The sequence below is a fragment of the Nocardia terrae genome (genome assembly GCF_009760405.1).
Classification (GTDB): Bacteria; Actinomycetota; Actinomycetes; order Mycobacteriales; family Mycobacteriaceae; genus Nocardia; species Nocardia terrae.
Genome location: NZ_WRPP01000003.1, coordinates 811,580 through 829,142, shown reverse-complemented (window position 1 = coordinate 829,142; position 17,563 = coordinate 811,580). Strand labels below are relative to the sequence as shown.

18 protein-coding genes are annotated in these 17,563 nt (G+C 67.4%); 12 read left to right on the top strand and 6 right to left on the bottom strand.

The genetic code is table 11. From position 1 onward, the window contains the following. Positions 1-271 precede the first annotated feature (271 nt). Positions 272-1,651, top strand: coding sequence for a uracil-xanthine permease family protein (locus GPX89_RS19055; RefSeq protein ID WP_157388908.1), 1,380 nt, complete (start codon positions 272-274; stop codon positions 1,649-1,651). Here GPX89_RS19055 and GPX89_RS19050 read toward each other — a convergent pair. Beyond that, positions 1,640-2,518 carry a metallophosphoesterase family protein gene (locus GPX89_RS19050; protein WP_157388907.1) on the bottom strand — a complete coding sequence of 293 codons (879 nt, stop codon included), beginning with the start codon at positions 2,516-2,518 and terminating at the stop codon, positions 1,640-1,642. The two genes, GPX89_RS19055 and GPX89_RS19050, sit on opposite strands and share 12 nt — an antisense overlap. 84 nt (positions 2,519-2,602) lie before the next feature. On the opposite strand from GPX89_RS19050, the gene GPX89_RS19045 reads away from it, so the two are divergent. Beyond that, positions 2,603-3,436, top strand: a complete 834-nt coding sequence (locus GPX89_RS19045; protein ID WP_157388906.1) for an SDR family NAD(P)-dependent oxidoreductase — start codon at positions 2,603-2,605, stop codon at positions 3,434-3,436. A 65-nt stretch (positions 3,437-3,501) separates the two neighbouring features. Here the strand turns inward: GPX89_RS19045 and GPX89_RS19040 are convergent, their stop codons facing one another. Then, positions 3,502-4,413: an SDR family oxidoreductase gene (locus tag GPX89_RS19040; RefSeq protein WP_157388905.1), complete on the bottom strand. Its 912-nt coding sequence runs from the start codon at positions 4,411-4,413 to the stop codon at positions 3,502-3,504. Between the two features lie 80 nt (positions 4,414-4,493). After that, positions 4,494-5,288, bottom strand: coding sequence for an SDR family oxidoreductase (locus GPX89_RS19035; protein WP_407939414.1), 795 nt, complete (start codon positions 5,286-5,288; stop codon positions 4,494-4,496). A 50-nt stretch (positions 5,289-5,338) separates the two neighbouring features. Here GPX89_RS19035 and GPX89_RS19030 point away from each other — a divergent pair, with 50 nt between their 5' ends. From GPX89_RS19030 to GPX89_RS19015, 4 genes are read left to right on the top strand one after another with little or no spacing between them, the layout of a single operon-like run. Next, the gene (locus GPX89_RS19030) at positions 5,339-6,118 is read left to right on the top strand and encodes an enoyl-CoA hydratase family protein (RefSeq protein WP_157388904.1); all 780 of its coding nucleotides are present in this window, start codon (positions 5,339-5,341) and stop codon (positions 6,116-6,118) included. Positions 6,119-6,123: 5 nt separating this feature from the next. After that, a complete protein-coding gene (locus tag GPX89_RS19025; RefSeq protein WP_157388903.1) occupies positions 6,124-6,999 on the top strand; it encodes a CoA transferase subunit A in 876 nt (291 codons plus the stop codon). Next, positions 6,999-7,757 carry a CoA-transferase subunit beta gene (locus tag GPX89_RS19020; protein ID WP_157388902.1) on the top strand — a complete coding sequence of 253 codons (759 nt, stop codon included), beginning with the start codon at positions 6,999-7,001 and terminating at the stop codon, positions 7,755-7,757. The genes GPX89_RS19025 and GPX89_RS19020 overlap by 1 nt, the downstream gene beginning before the upstream one ends. Further along, positions 7,754-8,833 (top strand): NAD(P)H-dependent flavin oxidoreductase, encoded by a 1,080-nt coding sequence (locus tag GPX89_RS19015; RefSeq protein ID WP_157388901.1) that lies wholly within the window; start codon positions 7,754-7,756, stop codon positions 8,831-8,833. Before GPX89_RS19020 ends, GPX89_RS19015 begins: the two co-directional genes overlap by 4 nt. Before the next feature lie 161 nt (positions 8,834-8,994). Here GPX89_RS19015 and GPX89_RS19010 read toward each other — a convergent pair whose 3' ends face one another. Further along, positions 8,995-9,441, bottom strand: a complete 447-nt coding sequence (locus GPX89_RS19010; RefSeq protein ID WP_157388900.1) for a MarR family winged helix-turn-helix transcriptional regulator — start codon at positions 9,439-9,441, stop codon at positions 8,995-8,997. 74 nt (positions 9,442-9,515) lie between these two features. Between GPX89_RS19010 and GPX89_RS19005 the strand changes: the two genes are divergently transcribed. From GPX89_RS19005 to GPX89_RS18985, 5 genes are all read left to right on the top strand, one after another. After that, positions 9,516-9,890: a cupin domain-containing protein gene (locus tag GPX89_RS19005; protein ID WP_157388899.1), complete on the top strand. Its 375-nt coding sequence runs from the start codon at positions 9,516-9,518 to the stop codon at positions 9,888-9,890. Positions 9,891-9,934: 44 nt separating this feature from the next. Further along, positions 9,935-10,309 (top strand): cupin domain-containing protein, encoded by a 375-nt coding sequence (locus GPX89_RS19000; protein WP_157388898.1) that lies wholly within the window; start codon positions 9,935-9,937, stop codon positions 10,307-10,309. A gap of 387 nt (positions 10,310-10,696) precedes the next feature. Continuing rightward, positions 10,697-11,938 carry a hypothetical protein gene (locus GPX89_RS18995; RefSeq protein WP_157388897.1) on the top strand — a complete coding sequence of 414 codons (1,242 nt, stop codon included), beginning with the start codon at positions 10,697-10,699 and terminating at the stop codon, positions 11,936-11,938. Positions 11,939-11,948: 10 nt separating this feature from the next. Beyond that, positions 11,949-12,461, top strand: a complete 513-nt coding sequence (locus GPX89_RS18990) for an ImmA/IrrE family metallo-endopeptidase (RefSeq protein ID WP_040803108.1) — start codon at positions 11,949-11,951, stop codon at positions 12,459-12,461. A 73-nt stretch (positions 12,462-12,534) separates the two neighbouring features. Then, a complete protein-coding gene (locus GPX89_RS18985; protein WP_157388896.1) occupies positions 12,535-13,566 on the top strand; it encodes a hypothetical protein in 1,032 nt (343 codons plus the stop codon). Between the two features lie 585 nt (positions 13,567-14,151). On the opposite strand, the gene GPX89_RS18980 is transcribed toward GPX89_RS18985, so the two are convergent. Together GPX89_RS18980 and GPX89_RS18975 are read right to left on the bottom strand one after the other, a co-directional pair. After that, positions 14,152-14,568 (bottom strand): helix-turn-helix domain-containing protein, encoded by a 417-nt coding sequence (locus GPX89_RS18980; protein WP_011207048.1) that lies wholly within the window; start codon positions 14,566-14,568, stop codon positions 14,152-14,154. Between the two features lie 358 nt (positions 14,569-14,926). After that, entirely contained in the window at positions 14,927-16,093 is a 1,167-nt protein-coding gene (locus GPX89_RS18975; protein ID WP_157388895.1) for a steroid 3-ketoacyl-CoA thiolase, read from the bottom strand. A gap of 207 nt (positions 16,094-16,300) precedes the next feature. Between GPX89_RS18975 and GPX89_RS18970 the strand changes: the two genes are divergently transcribed. Further along, positions 16,301-17,500 (top strand): cytochrome P450, encoded by a 1,200-nt coding sequence (locus GPX89_RS18970; protein WP_157389192.1) that lies wholly within the window; start codon positions 16,301-16,303, stop codon positions 17,498-17,500. Positions 17,501-17,563 lie beyond the last annotated feature (63 nt).

Genomic DNA, 17,563 nt, shown 5'->3' with positions numbered 1-17,563 from the left:
GGCTGAGCGGGGCAGCTCGCGCGGGTCGCCCCGAGGCCGACATACCCGCCGAGGTGCGAGTGGTCCGCGTTCACGGCGATGGGACCGGCACCCACAATGTCGCTGAAAGGTCGCGTGGGGGAGGCCGGGGACCGGCGATGTCGAATTCCGGCCGCTGCCCGCCGATGCCGGCCGGTTCTCGTGGCGACGTGTGTGGGCGGGAGCTGGGGGTTTGCTCGGATTAGGATGTGCGCGGAGTGGTTTCGGACCTTCGGGAGAAAGCGGGCGATTGATGGTTTTGGGTGTCCGCTGGACGGTGCACGGCGACGGGCGTACGCCCGCACCCGGCGCGGTGGTGCGGCCGGATGAGCGACTGTCCTGGCCCCGCACCTTCGGCTTGGGTGCGCAGCACGTCGTGGCCATGTTCGGGGCGAGTTTCGTGGCGCCGGTGCTGATGGGGCTGGACCCCAACCTGGCCATCATGATGTCCGGCGTGGCCACCGCGATCTTCCTGCTGGCCACCCGCGGGCAGGTGCCCAGCTACCTGGGCTGTTCGCTGTCGTTCGTGGGCGTGGCAGCGGTGATCCGGGCGCAGGGCGGAAGTAGCGCGACGGTTACCGGGGCTTGCCTCGCGGTGGGTGCGGCACTGTTTCTGATCGGTCTGGCGGTTCAGAAGTTCGGGGCGCGCATCATTCACGCGGCCATGCCGCCGGTGGTGACCGGCGCGGTGGTCATGCTCATCGGCTTCAATCTGGCCCCGGTCACGGCCTCCACCTACTGGCCGCAGGACCAGTGGACCGCGCTGCTGGTCATGCTCTTCACCGGTCTGGCCGTGGTCGGTCTGCGCGGATTCTTCTCGCGCATCGCGATTTTCCTGGGCCTGATCTTCGGGTACGGGCTCTCGTGGGTGCTGGACCGGGTGTTCGGCCAGATCCACTCGGCCGACGGCAGCGGCAAGGTCGTCGACCACTGGCGTCTGGACCTCTCCGGGGTGGGCAAGGCGGACTGGATCGGGCTGCCGACCTTCCACGCGCCCTCGTTCCAGTGGTCGGCGGTGCTGGTCGCCCTGCCCGTGGTGATCGCGCTGGTCGCGGAGAACGCCGGGCATGTGAAGGCGGTCGGCGAGATGACCGGCGGCAATCTGGACGACAAGCTCGGCACCGCCATCGCCGCTGACGGCGCGGCGTCGATGCTGTCCACCGCGGTCGGCGGCCCGCCCAACACCACCTACTCCGAGAACATCGGCGTCATGGCGGCCACCCGCGTCTACTCGACCGCCGCCTATTGGGCCGCCGCCTTTTTCGCGCTGCTCTTCGGCCTGTGTCCGAAGTTCGGCGCGATCGTCGCGGCCATTCCCGGCGGCGTGCTCGGCGGCATCACCGTCATCCTCTACGGCATGATCGGCCTGCTGGGCGCGCAGATCTGGACCAACGCCAAGGTCGACCTGCGCAATCCGCTGAACCTGGTGCCCGCCGCGGCGGGCCTGATCATCGGCATCGGCAATGTGAGCATGAAGTTCACCGACAACTTCACCCTCAGCGGCATCGCGCTGGGCACCCTGGTCGTCATCACCGGCTATCACGTGCTGCGCCTGTTCGCCCCGGCCCACTTCAAAGTGGAGGAGCCCCTGCTCGACGAGGGCACTTCCTCCTATGACGAATCACGCGGGTAGGGAACTGGGCTCGGTCTCGTCGGTGCCCTCGAGCCGTTCCTCGGCATAGGGCAATCGCAGCACGTACCAGGAGTGTTCGCCCGAATACTCCAGGTACTGGGAGGCTTCCGGGTCGCAGGCCAGACCCTCGACGCGGGTCCACCGGCCGTCGCCGGAAGCGATGGTGTCGGTGTAGCGGACGTGCAGGTGGCCGTGGAACAGGACGCTGGGCCGCAGCGTCTCGACCACACGCTGGATGCGGTCCTGGTTGGGGAAGCACTCCGGCTTGTCCTTGCGGTTCCACTTGGGCTGCGACCCGCGTGGTTTGTCGTGGGTGAGCAGAATGTCCACCGGTGAGCTGTCTGCCTCCAGCGCGGCGTCCAGTTCCTCGTCGGTCATCTCCTCCTCCGGAAACCACAGCGTGCCCGCCGTTTCCGGTCGCTTCGACGAGCCGTAGCGCCGCCGCGTCTCGGCCTGAGCGGCCTTGCGCGCCTCCTTGGCGAGTCGCCAGCCCTTGTCGGTCGATCGTGCCCCGCCGAAGGCGGCGAAACTTGTCTCGTCCCAGGTCCACCGGTGTCCGCGCGGTGCGTACCGGAGGTGTGTGCGACACACCAGGAATCCCTCGTCGTCACGATGGTCGTCATAGAGCTCGTGCAGCAGCGAGCTCTTGTCATGGTTGCCGTCCAGGAAGTAGACGGTGACCGCGGCCTTCTTGGCCGACCGGTTCACCACATCGAAATACCGCCGCCCCGAGTGCATGTGCTCCCAGGCCCCGAAGTCCCCCACCACGAAGACCTTTCCGCAGTCATTTCGCTTCGCGACCTGCAACATCGCCTGTGCGAATGTCGTATTTCCATGCAGGTCTCCGACAATCAGGACATTCCCCATCGCCACATGGTGGCACCCTCACCCCCGAACGGCATCCCCATTACCCCACGCCACGCCCGGCCGCGCCGAATTAGGCTGACCACCATGAACTCTGTGTTGGTCACGGGCGCGGCGCGCGGTATCGGAAAGGCCATCTGCCTGCGGATGGCACAGCAGGGCTGGCAGGTCTACGCGGGCGTCCGCAAGCTCTCCGACGGCGAGGCCCTCACCGCCGCCGACTCCCGCATCACCCCGATACAACTCGACGTCACCAACCCCGATGACATCGCCGCACTGGACGAGGCCCTCCCCGCCGACCTGACCGCCGTGGTCAACAACGCGGGCGTCGTCGTCGACGGCCCGGTGGAGCTGCTCACCCTCGACGAGCTCCGAAACCAGTTCGAGGTCAATGTCTTCGGCCAGTTCGCCGTCACCCAGGCGGTCCTCCCGCGCCTGCGCGCCAGCAAGGGCCGAGCCGTCTTCATCTCGTCCCTCTCCGGCCGGGTCTCGACCCCCGGCACCGGCGCCTACAACTCCTCCAAGTTCGCCCTCGAGGGCCTGGTCGACGCCCTCCGAGTGGAACTGCGCCCCTGGGGAATCCGCACTTCGCTGATCGAGCCGGGCCCCATCGCCACCGACCTCTGGTTCGGCGCCACCGACATGGTCGACACCACCACGGCCCACCTCACCGAAGCCCAGCGCGACCTCTACAGCACCCACCTCGCGGGCCTGCGCAGAATGTCCCAGCAGGTCCCCAAGATCGCCGCCCCGGTCGATTCGGTCGTCAAGGAAGTCGAAAAGGCGCTCACCGCAAAGCGTCCCCACGCCCGCTACATCCCCGGCCTCGCCGGAAAGATCCAGGTGGTCGCCACCTCCCTGACCCCGACCCCGGTCCTGGACACCCTCTTCGCCCTGGTGTCGGGCATCCGAAAGAAGTAGCGGAGAAACACGAAGCCGCCCCCGGGGCGAGAGGTTCCGGAGGCGGCTCGGTGCGGGAGTGCGGGCTACGCGCCGTAGACCGGTTCCGGGGTGGTGGCCTTGGAGAGCAGGTCGCGGACTACCGGGCCGAGTTCGGCCGGTTCCCAGCGGGCGCCGCGGTCGATGGAGACGCCGTGGCGCCAGCCGTCGGCGACGGTGACCTTGCCGCCCTCGACCTCGAACATGCGGCCGGTGACGCCGGCGGAATCGGCGGAGCCGAGCCAGACCACCAGGGGCGACACGTTTTCCGGGGCCATGGCGTCGAAGCCGTCCTCGGGGGCGGCCATCATGTCGGCGAAGACCTGCTCGGTCATGCGGGTGCGGGCGGCCGGGGCGATGGCGTTGACGGTGATGCCGTAGCGCGCGAATTCGGCCGCGGCGGTGAGGGTCAGGCCCGCGATGCCGGACTTGGCGGCGGAGTAGTTGCCCTGGCCGACCGAGCCGAGCAGGCCCGCGCCGGAGCTGGTGTTGATGATGCGGGCCTCGGGGGTGCGTCCGGCCTTGGCCTCGTTGCGCCAGTATTCGGCGGCGTGCCGCATGGGGGCGAAGTGGCCCTTGAGGTGCACCTTGATGACGGCGTCCCACTCGTCCTCGCCGAGGTTGACCAGCATGCGGTCGCGCACGATGCCCGCGTTGTTGACGAGAACGTCGAGGCGGCCGAAGGTTTCGACGGCGGTGGCGATCAGGCGGCGCGCGCCCTCCCAGTCGGAGATGTCGTCGCCGTTCACGACGGCGTCGCTGCCGAGGGCCTTGATCTCCTCGACGACCTGCGCGGCCGGGGAGTCGGGGCTGGGCGCGCCGTCGAGCTCGGCACCGATGTCGTTCACCACGACCTTCGCACCCGCGGCGGCGAAGGCGAGGGCGTGGGCCCGGCCGATGCCGCGACCCGCTCCGGTCACGATGACGACGCGGCCGTCGCAGATCTTGTTGTCGGTCATATCGATTACCTCACTGATGTGAAAGATGGGATTCGGGGGCTTGACCCCCGCGCCCCCGAAAGGGGCTGGGGCCAGGCCGTCTAGTGGCCGGAGACGGCGGGGACGTCTGCGGTGGAAGCTTCCAGGAAGGCGGGCTTCTCGCCACCGCCGTGCACGAGCAGCGCGCTGCCGGTGATGTAGGCGGCCAGGGGCGAGGCCAGGAAGGCGGCCGTGCGGCCGATGTCTTCGGGGGTTGCCATGCGCTGCATGGGAACCGTGCGGCTGACCGCCGCGATGCCGTCGTCGTCGCCATAGTGCAGATGCGAGGACTCGGTATTGACCAGGCCGCAGATGACGGAGTTCATCCGGACCTTGGGAGCCCACTCCACCGCGAGCGAGGAAACGAGGCTGTCCACACCGGCTTTCGCGGCACCGTAGGCGGCGGTACCCGGCGAGGGCCGGTGCCCGGAGACGCTGGAGATCATCACGATCGATCCACCCGTCTCCTGCTTCTGCATCACCTCGTTGGCGACCTGTGAAACCAGCAGCGGCGCGAGCAGGTTCAACTGCACGATCTTCGAGTGGAAGTTGGCACTGGCGTCCGCGGCCAGGGCGAAAGGCGCGCCACCGGCATTGTTCACCACGGTGTCCAGTCGCCCGTACTTCTCCGCGATCGCGTCGATCAGCCCGCGCACCGAATCCGTATCGCGCACATCGCACGGCAGGAAGTCGATCCCGCGTCCATTGCTCTCCACGGGGGTGTCCGCGGGCCGCCGCGCGCAGGCCACCACGGTCGCGCCCGCGTCCAGGAAGACCCGGCTGATGCCGGCTCCGACGCCGCGCACGCCGCCGGTGACCAGGACGACCGAGCCGGACAGGTTTACTTCGATTCCCACCGTGCTAACCTACCAAGCACTTGCTTGTTTTGCCAACGATGGGACATTCGATGGGGATCAACCGTCACACCGAAACCGAGGGCGTCGAAGTCGTCACTGTCGACTACCCGCCGGTCAACGCGCTGCCTTCGGACGGCTGGTTCGCCCTGGCCGACGCCATCACCCAGGCCGGGAAGAACCCGGAGACCCGGGTGGTCGTCCTGCGCGCCGAGGGTCGCGGCTTCAACGCGGGCGTGGACATCAAGGAGATGAACCGCGATGTCGGGCACACCGCCCTGATCCGCGCCAACCACGGCTGCTTCGCCGCCTTCGCCGCGGTCTACGACTGCGAGGTCCCCGTGGTCACCGCCGTGAACGGCTTCTGCCTCGGCGGCGGCATCGGCCTGGTCGGCAACTCCGATGTCATCGTCGCCTCCGACGACGCGACCTTCGGCCTCCCCGAGGTCGACCGCGGCGCGCTCGGTGCGGCCACCCACCTGGCTCGACTGGTCCCGCAGCACCTGATGCGGACCATGTTCTACACCGCGGGCACCCTCACCGCGCAGCAGCTGCACCACTACGGCTCGGTCTTCAAGGTGGTCCCGCGGGCCGAACTCGACGCCGCCGCAATGGAAGTCGCCAAGAACATCGCCAACAAGGACGGCCGCGTCATCCGCGCCGCGAAGAAGGCGCTCAACGGCATCGACGTGCAGGACGTGCACCGCTCCTACCGCTTCGAGCAGGGCTTCACCATGGAGCTCAACCTCGCGGGCGTGGCCGACGAGATCCGGGCGCGCTTCGACGACGATCTGGCCGCCCAAAAGAATTCGGCACCGAAGAAGGAGTCGTAAGAACTATGCGCGACAAGCGAATGTCGCTCGACGAGGTTGTCGGCGAACTGCGCAGCGGAATGACCATCGGCATCGGCGGCTGGGGTTCCCGGCGTAAGCCGATGGCGTTCGTGCGGGCGCTGCTGCGTTCGGATGTCACCGATCTGACCGTGGTCACCTACGGTGGCCCGGACCTGGGTCTGCTCTGCTCGGCGGGCAAGGTCCGCAAGGCGTACTACGGCTTCGTGTCCCTGGACTCCGCGCCGTTCTACGACCCGTGGTTCGCCAAGGCGCGTACCGAGGGCGCGATCACCGTGCGCGAAATGGACGAGGGCATGGTCAAGTGCGGTCTGCAGGCCGCGGCGGCCCGGCTGCCGTTCCTGCCGATCCGCGCCGGATTGGGTTCGGCCGTCATCGATTTCTGGGAGGGCGAGCTGAAGACTGTTCAGTCGCCTTACCTGACCGACGGCAAGGCCGAAACCCTCGTCGCCATGCCCGCTTTGAACCTGGATGCCGCTTTCGTGCACCTGGACCTGGGCGACAAGCACGGCAATGCCGCCTACACCGGCGTCGATCCGTACATGGACGACCTGTACATGCTCTCCGCAGAGAAGCGCTACCTGTCGGTGGACCGCCTGGTCGAGACCGAGGAACTGGTGAAATCCGTTCCGACGCAGGCCCTCATCCTCAACCGCATGATGGTCGACGGCGTGGTCGAGGCCCCCGGCGGCGCGCACTTCACCTTCTCCGGCAGCTACGGCCGCGACGAGAAGTTCCAGCGCCACTATGTCGAGGCCGCCAAGACGCCCGAGTCGTGGGCCGAGTTCAAGGCCCGCTACCTGGATGCCTCGGAAGACGAATACCAGGCCGCCGTCAAGGCTTTCGCCGAGGAGCAGAAGTAATGACCGAGACTTCCACCATCACTCGCGCTGAGATCTGCGTGGTCGCGGCGGCGGAGATCTTCCGGGGCGCGGGCGAGATCATGGCCTCGCCCATGTCCACCGTCACCACCATCGGCGCGCGGCTGGCGCGGCTCACCTTCGAGCCGGATCTGTTGCTCTCCGACGGTGAGGCGCTGTTCTTCGCCGAGATCCCGCCGATCGGCGGCAAGGCGCCCATCGAGGGCTGGATTCCGTTCTCCAAGGTCTTCGACGTGGTGAATTCCGGTCGCCGCCATGTGGTCATGGGCGCCAACCAGCTCGACCGCTTCGGCAACCAGAACCTGTCGGCGTTCGGCCCGCTGCAGCAGCCGACCCGGCAGATGTTCGGTGTGCGCGGCGCGCCGGGCAACACCATCAACCACGCTACTAGCTACTTCGTGCCCAAGCACAACAAGCGGGTGTTCGTGGAGCAGGTCGACATCGTCTCCGGAATCGGTTACGACAAGATCGATTCCGAGAATCCGGCCTACCGGTTCCACCACCTGCACCGGGTGGTCTCGAACCTGGGCGTGTTCGACTACAACGGCCCGGACCACACCATGCGCGCGCTGTCGCTGCACCCGGGCGTGAGCGCCGACGAGGTCGCCGAGAACACCTCCTTCGAGATCGCCGGGCTGGCCGAGGCGGGCGAAACCCGGCTGCCCACCGAGGAAGAGCTCACCATCATCCGGACCGTGCTGGACCCCAAGGGTTTCCGCGAGAAGGAAGTGACGGCATGACCGCCCAGAAGCTCAGGACGCCGCTGACCGAACTGGTCGGCATCGAGCACCCGATCGTGCAGACCGGCATGGGCTGGGTCGCCGGTCCGGGCCTGGTCGCAGCCACCGCCAACGCGGGCGGCCTCGGCATCCTCGCCTCGGCGACCATGTCGTTCGAGGAGCTCGAACAGGCCATCGCCAAGACGAAAGCCAAGACCGACAAGCCCTTCGGCGTCAATATCCGCGCCGACGGTTCGGATGCCACCGAGCGTTGCGAGCTGATGATCCGCGAGGGCGTGAAGGTGGCCTCGTTCGCGCTGGCTCCCAAGAAGGAGCTCATCGCGCGGCTGAAGGACAACGGCGTGGTGGTCGTGCCGTCCATCGGTGCGGCCAAGCACGCGGTCAAGGTCGCCTCCTGGGGCGCGGACGCGGTGATCGTGCAGGGCGGCGAGGGCGGTGGCCACACCGGTTCCGTCGCAACGACTCTGCTGCTGCCGTCGGTCCTCGACGCCGTCGACATTCCGGTGGTGGCCGGTGGCGGCTTCTTCGACGGCCGGGGTCTGGCCGCGGCGCTGTCCTACGGTGCCGCCGGTGTCGCCATGGGCACCCGCTTCCTGCTCACCCAGGACTCCAGCGTGCCGGATTCGGTGAAGCAGGAATACCTCAAGCGCGGCCTGATGGACACCGTCGTCTCCAAGAAGGTCGACGGCATGCCGCACCGTGTGCTCAACACCGAACTGGTCGACAAGCTCGAGCACTCCAGCGGCGTGCGCGGCCTGTCCGCCGCGGTCTCCAATGCCTTCAAGTTCAAGGCCATGACCGGCATGAAGTGGTCGACCATCGTCAAGGACGGTCTGGCCATGCGCAAGCACAAGGACCTCACCTGGTCCCAGGTCATCATGGCGGCCAACACCCCGATGCTGCTGAAAGCCGGTCTGGTGGAAGGCAATACCCACGCGGGCGTCCTCGCCTCCGGCCAGGTCGCGGGCATCATCGAGGACCTGCCGACCGTGGCCGACCTGATCGACCGCATCATCACCGAGGCCGTCGAGCGCATCGACAGCCTCAACCAGTACCGCGTCACCGCCTCGGCCTGACGCGCGCCCGAAACGTGCGCGGCCACCACAGCCCGACCGCGCACCCCGGATCCGAACACCATCGGATCCCGTGCGCGCCGCTGGCCGGCGCGCCCGAGCCGTCCCCGGATCCTCTCGCCCGGGGGCGGCTTCGCGCGTTTCGCGGCCGGGATGGCCCGCGGTCACAATGACCGGAACGTCCGGACTCGGGCGGGTTCGGTTGCCTCGTCCTTGATTTCGTCGAGGACCGCGCGGGTGGTCGCGACCTGCGCGGATCCGACGCGTTCGGCGAGGCGTTGTTCGTAGGCGGCGTGGAATTCGCGCACGGTGCGGAGCATGTCCTCGCCGCGGGGCGCGAGATGCAGGAGTTTGGCGCGTTTGTCGGCCGGGTCGGGGCGGCGCTCCACGTAGTCGTGGCGGACCATCTCGTCGACGACCTTGGCCGCGCCCTGGGCGGTGATGCCGAGCTGTTCGCCCAGTTGGCTTGCGGTGCGGGGGGATTCGGACAGGGAACGCAGGACGTAGCCGTAGGACGCGCCGAGTACCTCGTGGCCGTGCTCGGCGAGATGGGCGTGCAGTTGCTGCACGAAGGACTGGTAGGCCTGGCCGAGTAGCACGCCGAAATCCATGTGTTGACTCTCCTTTCGCGGGGACATATATTCAACTGTAGTTGAACACCTTGGTTGAAGATATAGGAGACAGCATGCCACTCATCAAGTCCGCCGACGCACCCACCTTCGAAGGCCCGGGCATGACCGCCATCGGGCTGGCCGCGCCCAGCCGGGGATCCAAGGAGAACAGTGTGTGGAGATTCACACTGCGGCCCGGGAACGAGGGGCACGCGCACGCGGTGTCGCGGGAGGAGATCTTCGTGGCGCTGGCCGGCAGCGCCCGCATCGAGATGGACGGCGAGACCAGGGATTTCCGAGCCGGCGACGCGCTGGTGATTCCGGCGGACACCGTCTTCAAGCTCTCGGTGCCGGGGGAGGAGCCGTTCGAGGCGGTCGCGATCCTGCCGGTGGGGGCCTACGCGCAGGCTCCCGGCGGGGAGCGTGTCAGCCCGCCGTGGGCTCAGTAGCGCCGCGATTCCGGCCGAGAGAAGAAGAGAGAAGAGGAACAGCCATGCCATTGATCACCGCCGCCGAAGCCCCCCGATTCGAGAACGACCACGCCACCTTCGTCGGTCTGGCGGCCCCGAGCCGCGGTTCGACCGAGAACTGCGCCTGGCGGCTCACCATCAAGCCGGGTGTGGACGCGCCGCCGCACGCCCTGGATCGCGAGGAGATCTTCGTCGCGTTGTCCGGTGGCATGACGGTGACCATGGGGGAGGACGTGTTCCGGGTCGAGGCCGGGGATGCGCTGGTGGTTCCCGCGCATCAGATGTTCGCCATGGCAAATCCGGGCGAGGAGCCGTTCGAGGCGCTGGTTGTGCTCCCCGTGGGCGGCCAGGGACTGATTCCGGGCCAGGATCCGGTGGTCGCGCCCTGGGCGCGTTGAGGCCGGGTGCGGTGAGCAGGTGATTTGCTGCCGCATTGGTCTGATTTGTCGGTATTGGACAAGTGGGTCGGACCTCACAGTCGCGATCGGGGAGTTGTGAGGTCCGCCGTGCCGGCATGGTCTAGGCCAATTGGGCTGGGGCGCTTGGTGATATTCGATACGTAGGGGGACGCGCAGGCGTACGGTTTGTTGGCACCCCTAATGCGATCGGGACTTGTGCGGGGCGGCGTGGTGACCGTTAGGATGACCGCGTTCCGCAACGGTCTGGCAATCGGGGCGACAAGGTGAGCTCGAACCCTGTCTCGATCCGCCTGGTGCGGATCGAGATTCCGTACCACTGGTGCGGAGCAAGCCAATGCGCGGTATCGATGAGGGGATGGCTGTCGCATGATCGTCGATCGTGCAATGCGCCTGGTGGCAGTGATCGCGGCTGTCGCCGGTTCGGCGCTGCTCGGGCCCGGGGTTGCCGACGCGCAGCCCGGGGGCATCCCGCTCGATCCCGTCCCCGCCGGGCAGGATCCGGGCCAGCCGGTTCCCCAGTCCCAGCCCATCGACGCCCAGCCGCCCGTCACCCCGGTGGCCGGGCCGCAGGATCTGCTCTCCATTCTTCTCGGTCTCGGAACCGGTTCGGCGGCCGTGGGTTCCGCCGGAGTCGGCTCGGCCGCCGTCGGTTCGGCCGGACTGGGCACCGTGCTCGGCGGCACCGGATCGGCCGCGCTGGGCACCGGTTCGGCCGTAACCGGCTCCGCCGGAGCGGGATTGGGCTCGGCCGTGGGCGGCACCGGTTCGGCGGCGCTCGGGACCGGTTCCGCCGCGGTGGGTTCCGCGGGCCTGGGTACCGGATCCGTGCTCGGTCTGGGTTCGGCGGGCGTCGGTTCGGCGGGTATCGGCACCGGCTCCGCGCTGCTGGGCATTCTGCTCGGCACCGGTTCGGCCGCAACGGGTTCGGCCGCCGTGGGTTCGGCCGCCGTCGGCTCGGCCGGGCTGGCCGCGTTCTGCACCGGTTCGGCCGCGGTCGGCTCCGCCGGAATCGGTTCCGCGGGCCTGGGTTCCGCCGTCGGCGGTTCGACCGGCGTGGGCTCGGCGGGCTCCGGTGTCGGTTCGGCCGCGACGGGTTCGGGCGTCGGCTCCGCCGGTGCGGGCTCGGCGGCCGGTTCCGCCGATCTGGGTTCGGCCGCGGTGGGTTCCGCGGCGGTCGGTTCCGCGGGTTTGGGCTCGGCCGCGATCTGCGCTTCCCCCTTGCTGCTCCTGCTGATTCCGCTGCCCAGCCCGCCCGCCGTGGTGCCGCCGGTGCCGTTGGAGATCCCGCAGCCTCCCGCCGTGCCGCAGCTGCCCGCCGTGGTGGCCCCGGCGGCCGCGCCCGCGCCGGCGGCCGAGCCCGCCGCACCACCACCACCGCCGCCACCGGCGCCCGCTCCGACTCCCGTTCTGGCCCAGCCGAATCCGGAGATCAAGCCGACCTCCAACAACGAGCCGATCCCGCCGATCAAGGTGTTGTCGGTGATCGGCGGCCTGATCGCCATGGCCTTGGTGGGCACCGGTTCCGGCGCGGTGAGTTTCCAGAGCGCGTCCGCCGCCCAGGGACGCGTCGATGCCGCACGCGCGGCGTTCTTCGGACCGAGGGCATGAGGGGACCGCGATGACCGAGAGCAAGGCTCATAGCATCGGGTCCTACCGCCGGGTGGCCGCCGCGGTGGACGCGGTGTGCGCGGTGGCCGCCGACTTCGACGCCACCGACCTCGACGAGGTGGTGCTGGCCATCTCCGCGGAACGGCGGCGACCCATCGAGATCGCCAGTGCCCAACTGGGTCCGGGCGTGTGCGGCCAGCGGCGCAGCTATCCCGACCGCGACGTGATCGTGCTGGCGCAGGCCCTGCCCAGCCGCGAGCACACCCTCGCGCACGAGCTCGGTCACATCGTCTTCGACCATCCGGGCGAGGCCGCGACCGAGGTGGTGCTGGAGGCCAGCGACGATCTCATCGCCTACATGCTCAGCCAGCGCGCCCACCAGAAGGCGGTCGATCTGGGCGACGACGAGCAATGCGAGTGGGAGGCCGAGACCTTCGCCAGCATGCTCATGACTCGTCTGCGGGTGTTCCACAGCCGGGGCGCGGGCGTCTCGGTCCTTCGGTTCGATGAGGCACTCGGATGACCGAGTCAGGGCCCGGAGGCGGCAGCTTGCGTAACCACGTAGAGCCCCTCGGGCATCCGAAAGGGTGTGCAGCATGACTTTCTGGTTGGTGGCCATGTTGGTCTGGATGGCCTCGGGTGCACGCGTCGGACGCGTGCTGGTGAAACCCGCGACCACGGCGCGAGTCGCTATTGTGGTCGCGGTGGCGGCGGTGGCGCTGGCGGTGACCGTCGGTGTGCCCGAAATCGCTGTGGCGGTAGACCATCTCGCGCCCCACGGGGTACACGGCAACTGGCTGGGCGACCGGGTCGTGACCGCGGCGTGGATCATGTTCGCCACCGCCACCTCCGTGGTGGCGGCAGCCGCGTGGCCGGTCGTCTCGCGCCGGAACCTGCGCCAGATCGGCATGATGATCTACGCCGGTGGCGCGATAGCCATGATCCTGACCTTGTTGTGGTCGCTCACCTTCGGCTGGGCGGTCGTGCTGTTGGAGTGCGTGTTCATCGTGATCACCGGTGTGCGCAACCTGGATTGGACCACCCTGGGCCGCGGCATCGCGCTCTATACGACCGGAACCTTCGTGGTCGGCGTGCTGGCCGCGCTGTCGATTCGCCGTCTGGTCCGGGACGAGCCGATGCCCAAGGCGGGGGACGAGGGCTGGTTCTGGCCGATCTGGCAGATCGCCGCGATGCTCATCGCGATCGGCGCGGTGTGGATCGTGATCGAGCTGTGGTGGCGAGCCCGGGTGCTGCTCAAGCAGATTCGCACCCTGCACCGGGTACTGATCGCCCGCTTCCCGGAGGTGGTGGCGCACGAGCAGACCGGATCGGGCACCCAGCTCAAAGCGTCCGACCAGGTCGCGCAGATCATGGACGCGCTCTACCTGCAGTCCGGTGGCGGAGTGGAACTGATCGCCGCGGGCGCGCCGCCGACCTCGGTCCCCGAGCGTGCCCGCCGGGTGGCGGAGTGGGCGCGGAATCCGTTCGGCGAGGTGGTGATCGACGGCCGCTGGATCTCACCGCCGGCGGGAGTGAGCCCGCGCGGCTGGGTCCAGGCCATCGCCCGGGCCTACGACGCGGCGGGGGCGCAGGCGCAGTCCGCGATTCAGGGCTCCGCGCAACGGTAGTCATTTACTGTTTCATTACCGTTCCGGAGTATGAAGCATTACTGTCCGGTGCGGTTCGAAGTTGATCACGCGAAGATCACCGGCACAATTGCGATCTTGTCGCAAATGAGCAAGTCCCGCACCGCGCGTGATTGCCAAGGGCGTGGCATTCCGGCGAGCCTTCTCGATGAGACTTCGTATCCGAGGTTTCGTCTCATCGAACCCGTCGTGCGCTGTGCGGGACTTACTTGTCACATGAAGTTGTCACTCTTGCTTGTCGCAGATGGTGCATTGGGGGCGAAACACTCACAGTGCACAAAACGACATAGTGCACAAAACAACTCACTCGCTCGACCGGGAACACCCGGGCGGCGATATGCCAGGTTTGTGCATAATGCACCAGCGCAGGGGTCTGCGCCACATGGCCTCAGCACGCTGAGACCGGTGCAACATCCCGCACCCGGACCGTATGGTCCGGCCGGCCCCCGGCGTCGCCCTGCAAGCGTCGCCGGAGACCGTTCTATGTCAAGTCCGGAGCAAGCCCTGTAACAAACCAACACAGTGCGGCCTCCGAGACAGCCGCACTGTGTTGCTCTGTGGCAGTGCCTATTCCGTACCGTCCGGAGGAATTTCGGGCAGCCCTTCGCTGGCCCGCAACTTCTCCGCCATAGAGGTGAGGAGGTTCTGAGATTCTTCGGACAGGTCGAACGCCCTACTCGACAGACGACGGAGTCCGTAGCCCTGCAGCTGGGACAGCAGCTCGAGATCGTGATCGATCTTCGCCGCGTAGATGTCGTTGAAGAAGTAGTCCGGCTTGACCTTGAAGAACTTTGCCAGTGCTGCCACCGTCTCATCCGACGGGTTCGTGCGCTGTCCCGACCGCAACTGCGACAGATACGGTTTCGAGATCGGATGGCCGGAGGCCGTCAAGGCAGCCGCCACCTCTGCGTTCGTGTGCGGCTTACGCCCCGGGGGATGCACGGTTTCGAACAGCTTGTTCAGCCGCGCCGCGAAATCAGCCATTGTGAGCCGCCCAATTCCCTTCGCTGTACTAACAGTCGTTATCTCGGATACGTATCATTGATATTAGCGGCTCAGTAACTGAAAACCTACGCCTGATTCGCGATTTCCTTGAAGCTTCTAGGCGGTGATCCGCTTCACCCTGTGTGGCTTGGGCGTTTGCGGGGTCACCCCACGGTTCTTGCCAAGGGCTTAAGAGCCCCGGTTCTGGCCCGTCGCGAGGGTCTTCCCGGACGGGCCTCGGGTAGCCATAAGATAGCTGACGTCTCATCTTCTTGTCTGTACCGGAGTTTGTGTGGCGTACGCCACGTTTCATGGCAAGACGGATGAACGTTCAACCTGGCCGAAAATCATTGAGAGACTAGATCCGTTCGATGATCGTGCCCGTCGCGAGGGCCCCGCCGCAGCACATCAGGATCATGGCGGTGGTCTTGTCGGTCCGCTCCAGCTCGTGCAAAGCCGTTGTGATCAAGCGGGTTCCGGTGCTGCCGACCGGGTGGCCGATCGCGATGGCACCGCCATTAACATTCACACGATCGAAATCGGGCTTGTGTACGGACGCCCACGACAGCACCACGGACGCGAAAGCCTCGTTGATCTCGAACAAGTCGATATCCGACATGCTCATGCCGGAGCGCTCCAGCAGTCGCTCGCACGCCTGAACCGGACCGTCCAGGTGGAATTCGGGCTCACCGCCCACCAGGCACTGCGACACGATCCGGGCGCGCGGACGCAATCCCTCACGCTGCGCGGCCTTTTCGTCCATGAGCAGCACCGCGGACGCGCCGTCGGAGATCTGCGAGGAGGTGCCCGCGGTGTGAATTCCGCCCTCCACCACCGGCTTCAGCTTCGCCAGGCCCTCCCGGGTGGTCTCGCGCAGGCCCTGGTCGCGGCTGATGTCGGCGAACTCGCCGGTGAGGTTGCCCTCCTTGTCGACCTGTGGGGCGTTCGCGATGGTCAGCACCTCGCGGTCGAAGCGGCCCTCGGCCCACGCCTGCGCCGCCAGCCGCTGCGAACGCTCGCCCAGCGCGTCGACGTCGTCGCGAGTGATGCCGCGCCGCTTGGCGATTCGCTCCGCCGCCTCGAACTGGTTGGGCATGTCGATGTTCCAGGAGGCCGGTCGGCGCGGGCCCGCGTGCGTTCCGACGTTGGCGCCCAACGGAACATGGCTCATGGACTCGATGCCGCAGGACATGCCGACCTCGATGGCGCCGGCGGTGATGAGCCCGGCGACCAGTCCGGTGGCCTGCTGCGCGGAACCGCACTGGTTGTCGATGGTGACCGCGCCGGTCTGCCACGGCAGGCCCGCGTGCAGCCACGCGGTCCGGGTGACGTTGTTGCCCTGCTCGCCCACCTGCATGACGCAGCCGCCGATGACCTGTTCGACCAGCGCCGGATCCAGCTCCGCGCGTCCGAGCACGCCCTGCTGCGCCGCGCCCAGGAGCTCGGCGGCGTGCAGGCCTGCCAGCCAGCCATTGCGCTTGCCGATGGGGGTGCGCGCGGCCTCGACGATGACGGGAGTACCCAATGTCTTTCCTTCCGGATTAGAACTGCAACCAGTTCACAGCAAGTAACGTAAGCCCGTTCCGGCCCATTACCTAGTCCCTTCTCTTGTTTTACCTCCTGTGCTTCAATAGCACTAGAACGTGTTTCAGTTGGTCAAAGGAGACTGCTGGTGGTGGACCCCGCAGCCCGGCCCGGAGTGCCGGATGGATTCGATGTCACTGACCCCGAGATGTGGGCGCAACGAGTACCGGCCGAGGAACTGGCGGAACTGCGCCGCAGCGCCCCGATCTGGTGGAACCCGAAGGATCCCCAGAAAGGCGGCTTCACCGACGACGGCTTCTGGGTGCTCTCCAAGCACGCGGACGTCAAGACCGTCTCGCGCCGCGACGACGTGTTTTCCACCTACGAGAACACCGCGATCCCGCGGTTCCAGGACGACATCACCCGCGAGCAGATCGATCTGCAGCGGTTCGTCCTGCTGAACAAGGACGCGCCGGAGCACACCAAGCTCCGCAAAATCATCTCCAAGGGCTTCACCCCGCGCGTCATCAACGGCCTGCGCGCCGAACTGACGGCCCGCGCCGAGGCCATCGTGAAGGCCGCCGCCGAGACCGGCACCGGCGACTTCGTGGAGCAGGTCGCGGCCGAGCTGCCGCTGCAGGCCATCGCCGAACTGATCGGCGTGCCACAGGACGACCGCAAGAAGCTGTTCCAGTGGTCCAACGACATGACCAGCTACGACGATCCGGAGAGCACCGCGGACCCGGTGGTCGCCTCCACCGAGATCCTCGGCTACTCGTACCAGATGGCCGAGGCGCGGCGGGCCTGCCCGGCCGACGATATCGCCACCCAGCTCGTCGAGGCCGACATGGACGGCGAGGCGCTGCTGCCGGAGGAGTTCGGCTTCTTTGTCATGATGCTGGCGGTCGCGGGCAACGAGACCACCCGCAATGCCACCACGCACGGCATGATCGCGTTCCTGGAGAACCCGGATCAGTGGGAGCTCTTCAAGAAGGAGCGGCCCAAGACCGCCGCCGACGAGATCATCCGCTGGGCCACCCCGGTCAGCTCCTTCCAGCGCACCGCGCTCGAGGACGTGGAAGTCAGTGGCGTGCAGATCAAGAAGGGGCAGCGGGTGGTGCTGTCCTACCGCTCGGCCAACTTCGACGAGGAGGTGTTCGAGGATCCGTACACCTTCAATATCCTGCGTGATCCCAACCCGCACCTGTCCTTCGGCGGCACCGGCGCGCACTTCTGCATCGGCGCGAACCTGGCTCGGCTCGAGATCGACATCATCTTCAATGCGATCGCCGACCACATGCCCGACATCTCCAAGCTGGGCGACCCGCGCCGGCTGCAGTCGGGCTGGCTCAACGGCATCAAGGAATTCCAGGTCGACTACACGGGCGGCTGCCCGGTAAAGCACTGAGTTCCAGATGATTTGATCCGCCCCGCACCCCTCTCACTCCTCGGGGCGGAGACAAAAGAAGCG

Excerpts from the sequence above, each read along its gene's own strand:
- GPX89_RS19055 (WP_157388908.1), top strand. The coding sequence starts at position 272 with ATGGTTTTGGGTGTCCGCTGGACGGTGCACGGCGACGGGCGTACGCCC.
- GPX89_RS19050 (WP_157388907.1), bottom strand. The coding sequence starts at position 2,518 with ATGGGGAATGTCCTGATTGTCGGAGACCTGCATGGAAATACGACATTC.
- GPX89_RS19045 (WP_157388906.1), top strand. The coding sequence starts at position 2,603 with ATGAACTCTGTGTTGGTCACGGGCGCGGCGCGCGGTATCGGAAAGGCC.
- GPX89_RS19040 (WP_157388905.1), bottom strand. The coding sequence starts at position 4,413 with ATGACCGACAACAAGATCTGCGACGGCCGCGTCGTCATCGTGACCGGA.
- GPX89_RS19030 (WP_157388904.1), top strand. The coding sequence starts at position 5,339 with ATGGGGATCAACCGTCACACCGAAACCGAGGGCGTCGAAGTCGTCACT.
- GPX89_RS19025 (WP_157388903.1), top strand. The coding sequence starts at position 6,124 with ATGCGCGACAAGCGAATGTCGCTCGACGAGGTTGTCGGCGAACTGCGC.
- GPX89_RS19020 (WP_157388902.1), top strand. The coding sequence starts at position 6,999 with ATGACCGAGACTTCCACCATCACTCGCGCTGAGATCTGCGTGGTCGCG.
- GPX89_RS19015 (WP_157388901.1), top strand. The coding sequence starts at position 7,754 with ATGACCGCCCAGAAGCTCAGGACGCCGCTGACCGAACTGGTCGGCATC.
- GPX89_RS19010 (WP_157388900.1), bottom strand. The coding sequence starts at position 9,441 with ATGGATTTCGGCGTGCTACTCGGCCAGGCCTACCAGTCCTTCGTGCAG.
- GPX89_RS19005 (WP_157388899.1), top strand. The coding sequence starts at position 9,516 with ATGCCACTCATCAAGTCCGCCGACGCACCCACCTTCGAAGGCCCGGGC.
- GPX89_RS19000 (WP_157388898.1), top strand. The coding sequence starts at position 9,935 with ATGCCATTGATCACCGCCGCCGAAGCCCCCCGATTCGAGAACGACCAC.
- GPX89_RS18995 (WP_157388897.1), top strand. The coding sequence starts at position 10,697 with ATGATCGTCGATCGTGCAATGCGCCTGGTGGCAGTGATCGCGGCTGTC.
- GPX89_RS18990 (WP_040803108.1), top strand. The coding sequence starts at position 11,949 with ATGACCGAGAGCAAGGCTCATAGCATCGGGTCCTACCGCCGGGTGGCC.
- GPX89_RS18985 (WP_157388896.1), top strand. The coding sequence starts at position 12,535 with ATGACTTTCTGGTTGGTGGCCATGTTGGTCTGGATGGCCTCGGGTGCA.
- GPX89_RS18980 (WP_011207048.1), bottom strand. The coding sequence starts at position 14,568 with ATGGCTGATTTCGCGGCGCGGCTGAACAAGCTGTTCGAAACCGTGCAT.
- GPX89_RS18970 (WP_157389192.1), top strand. The coding sequence starts at position 16,301 with ATGTGGGCGCAACGAGTACCGGCCGAGGAACTGGCGGAACTGCGCCGC.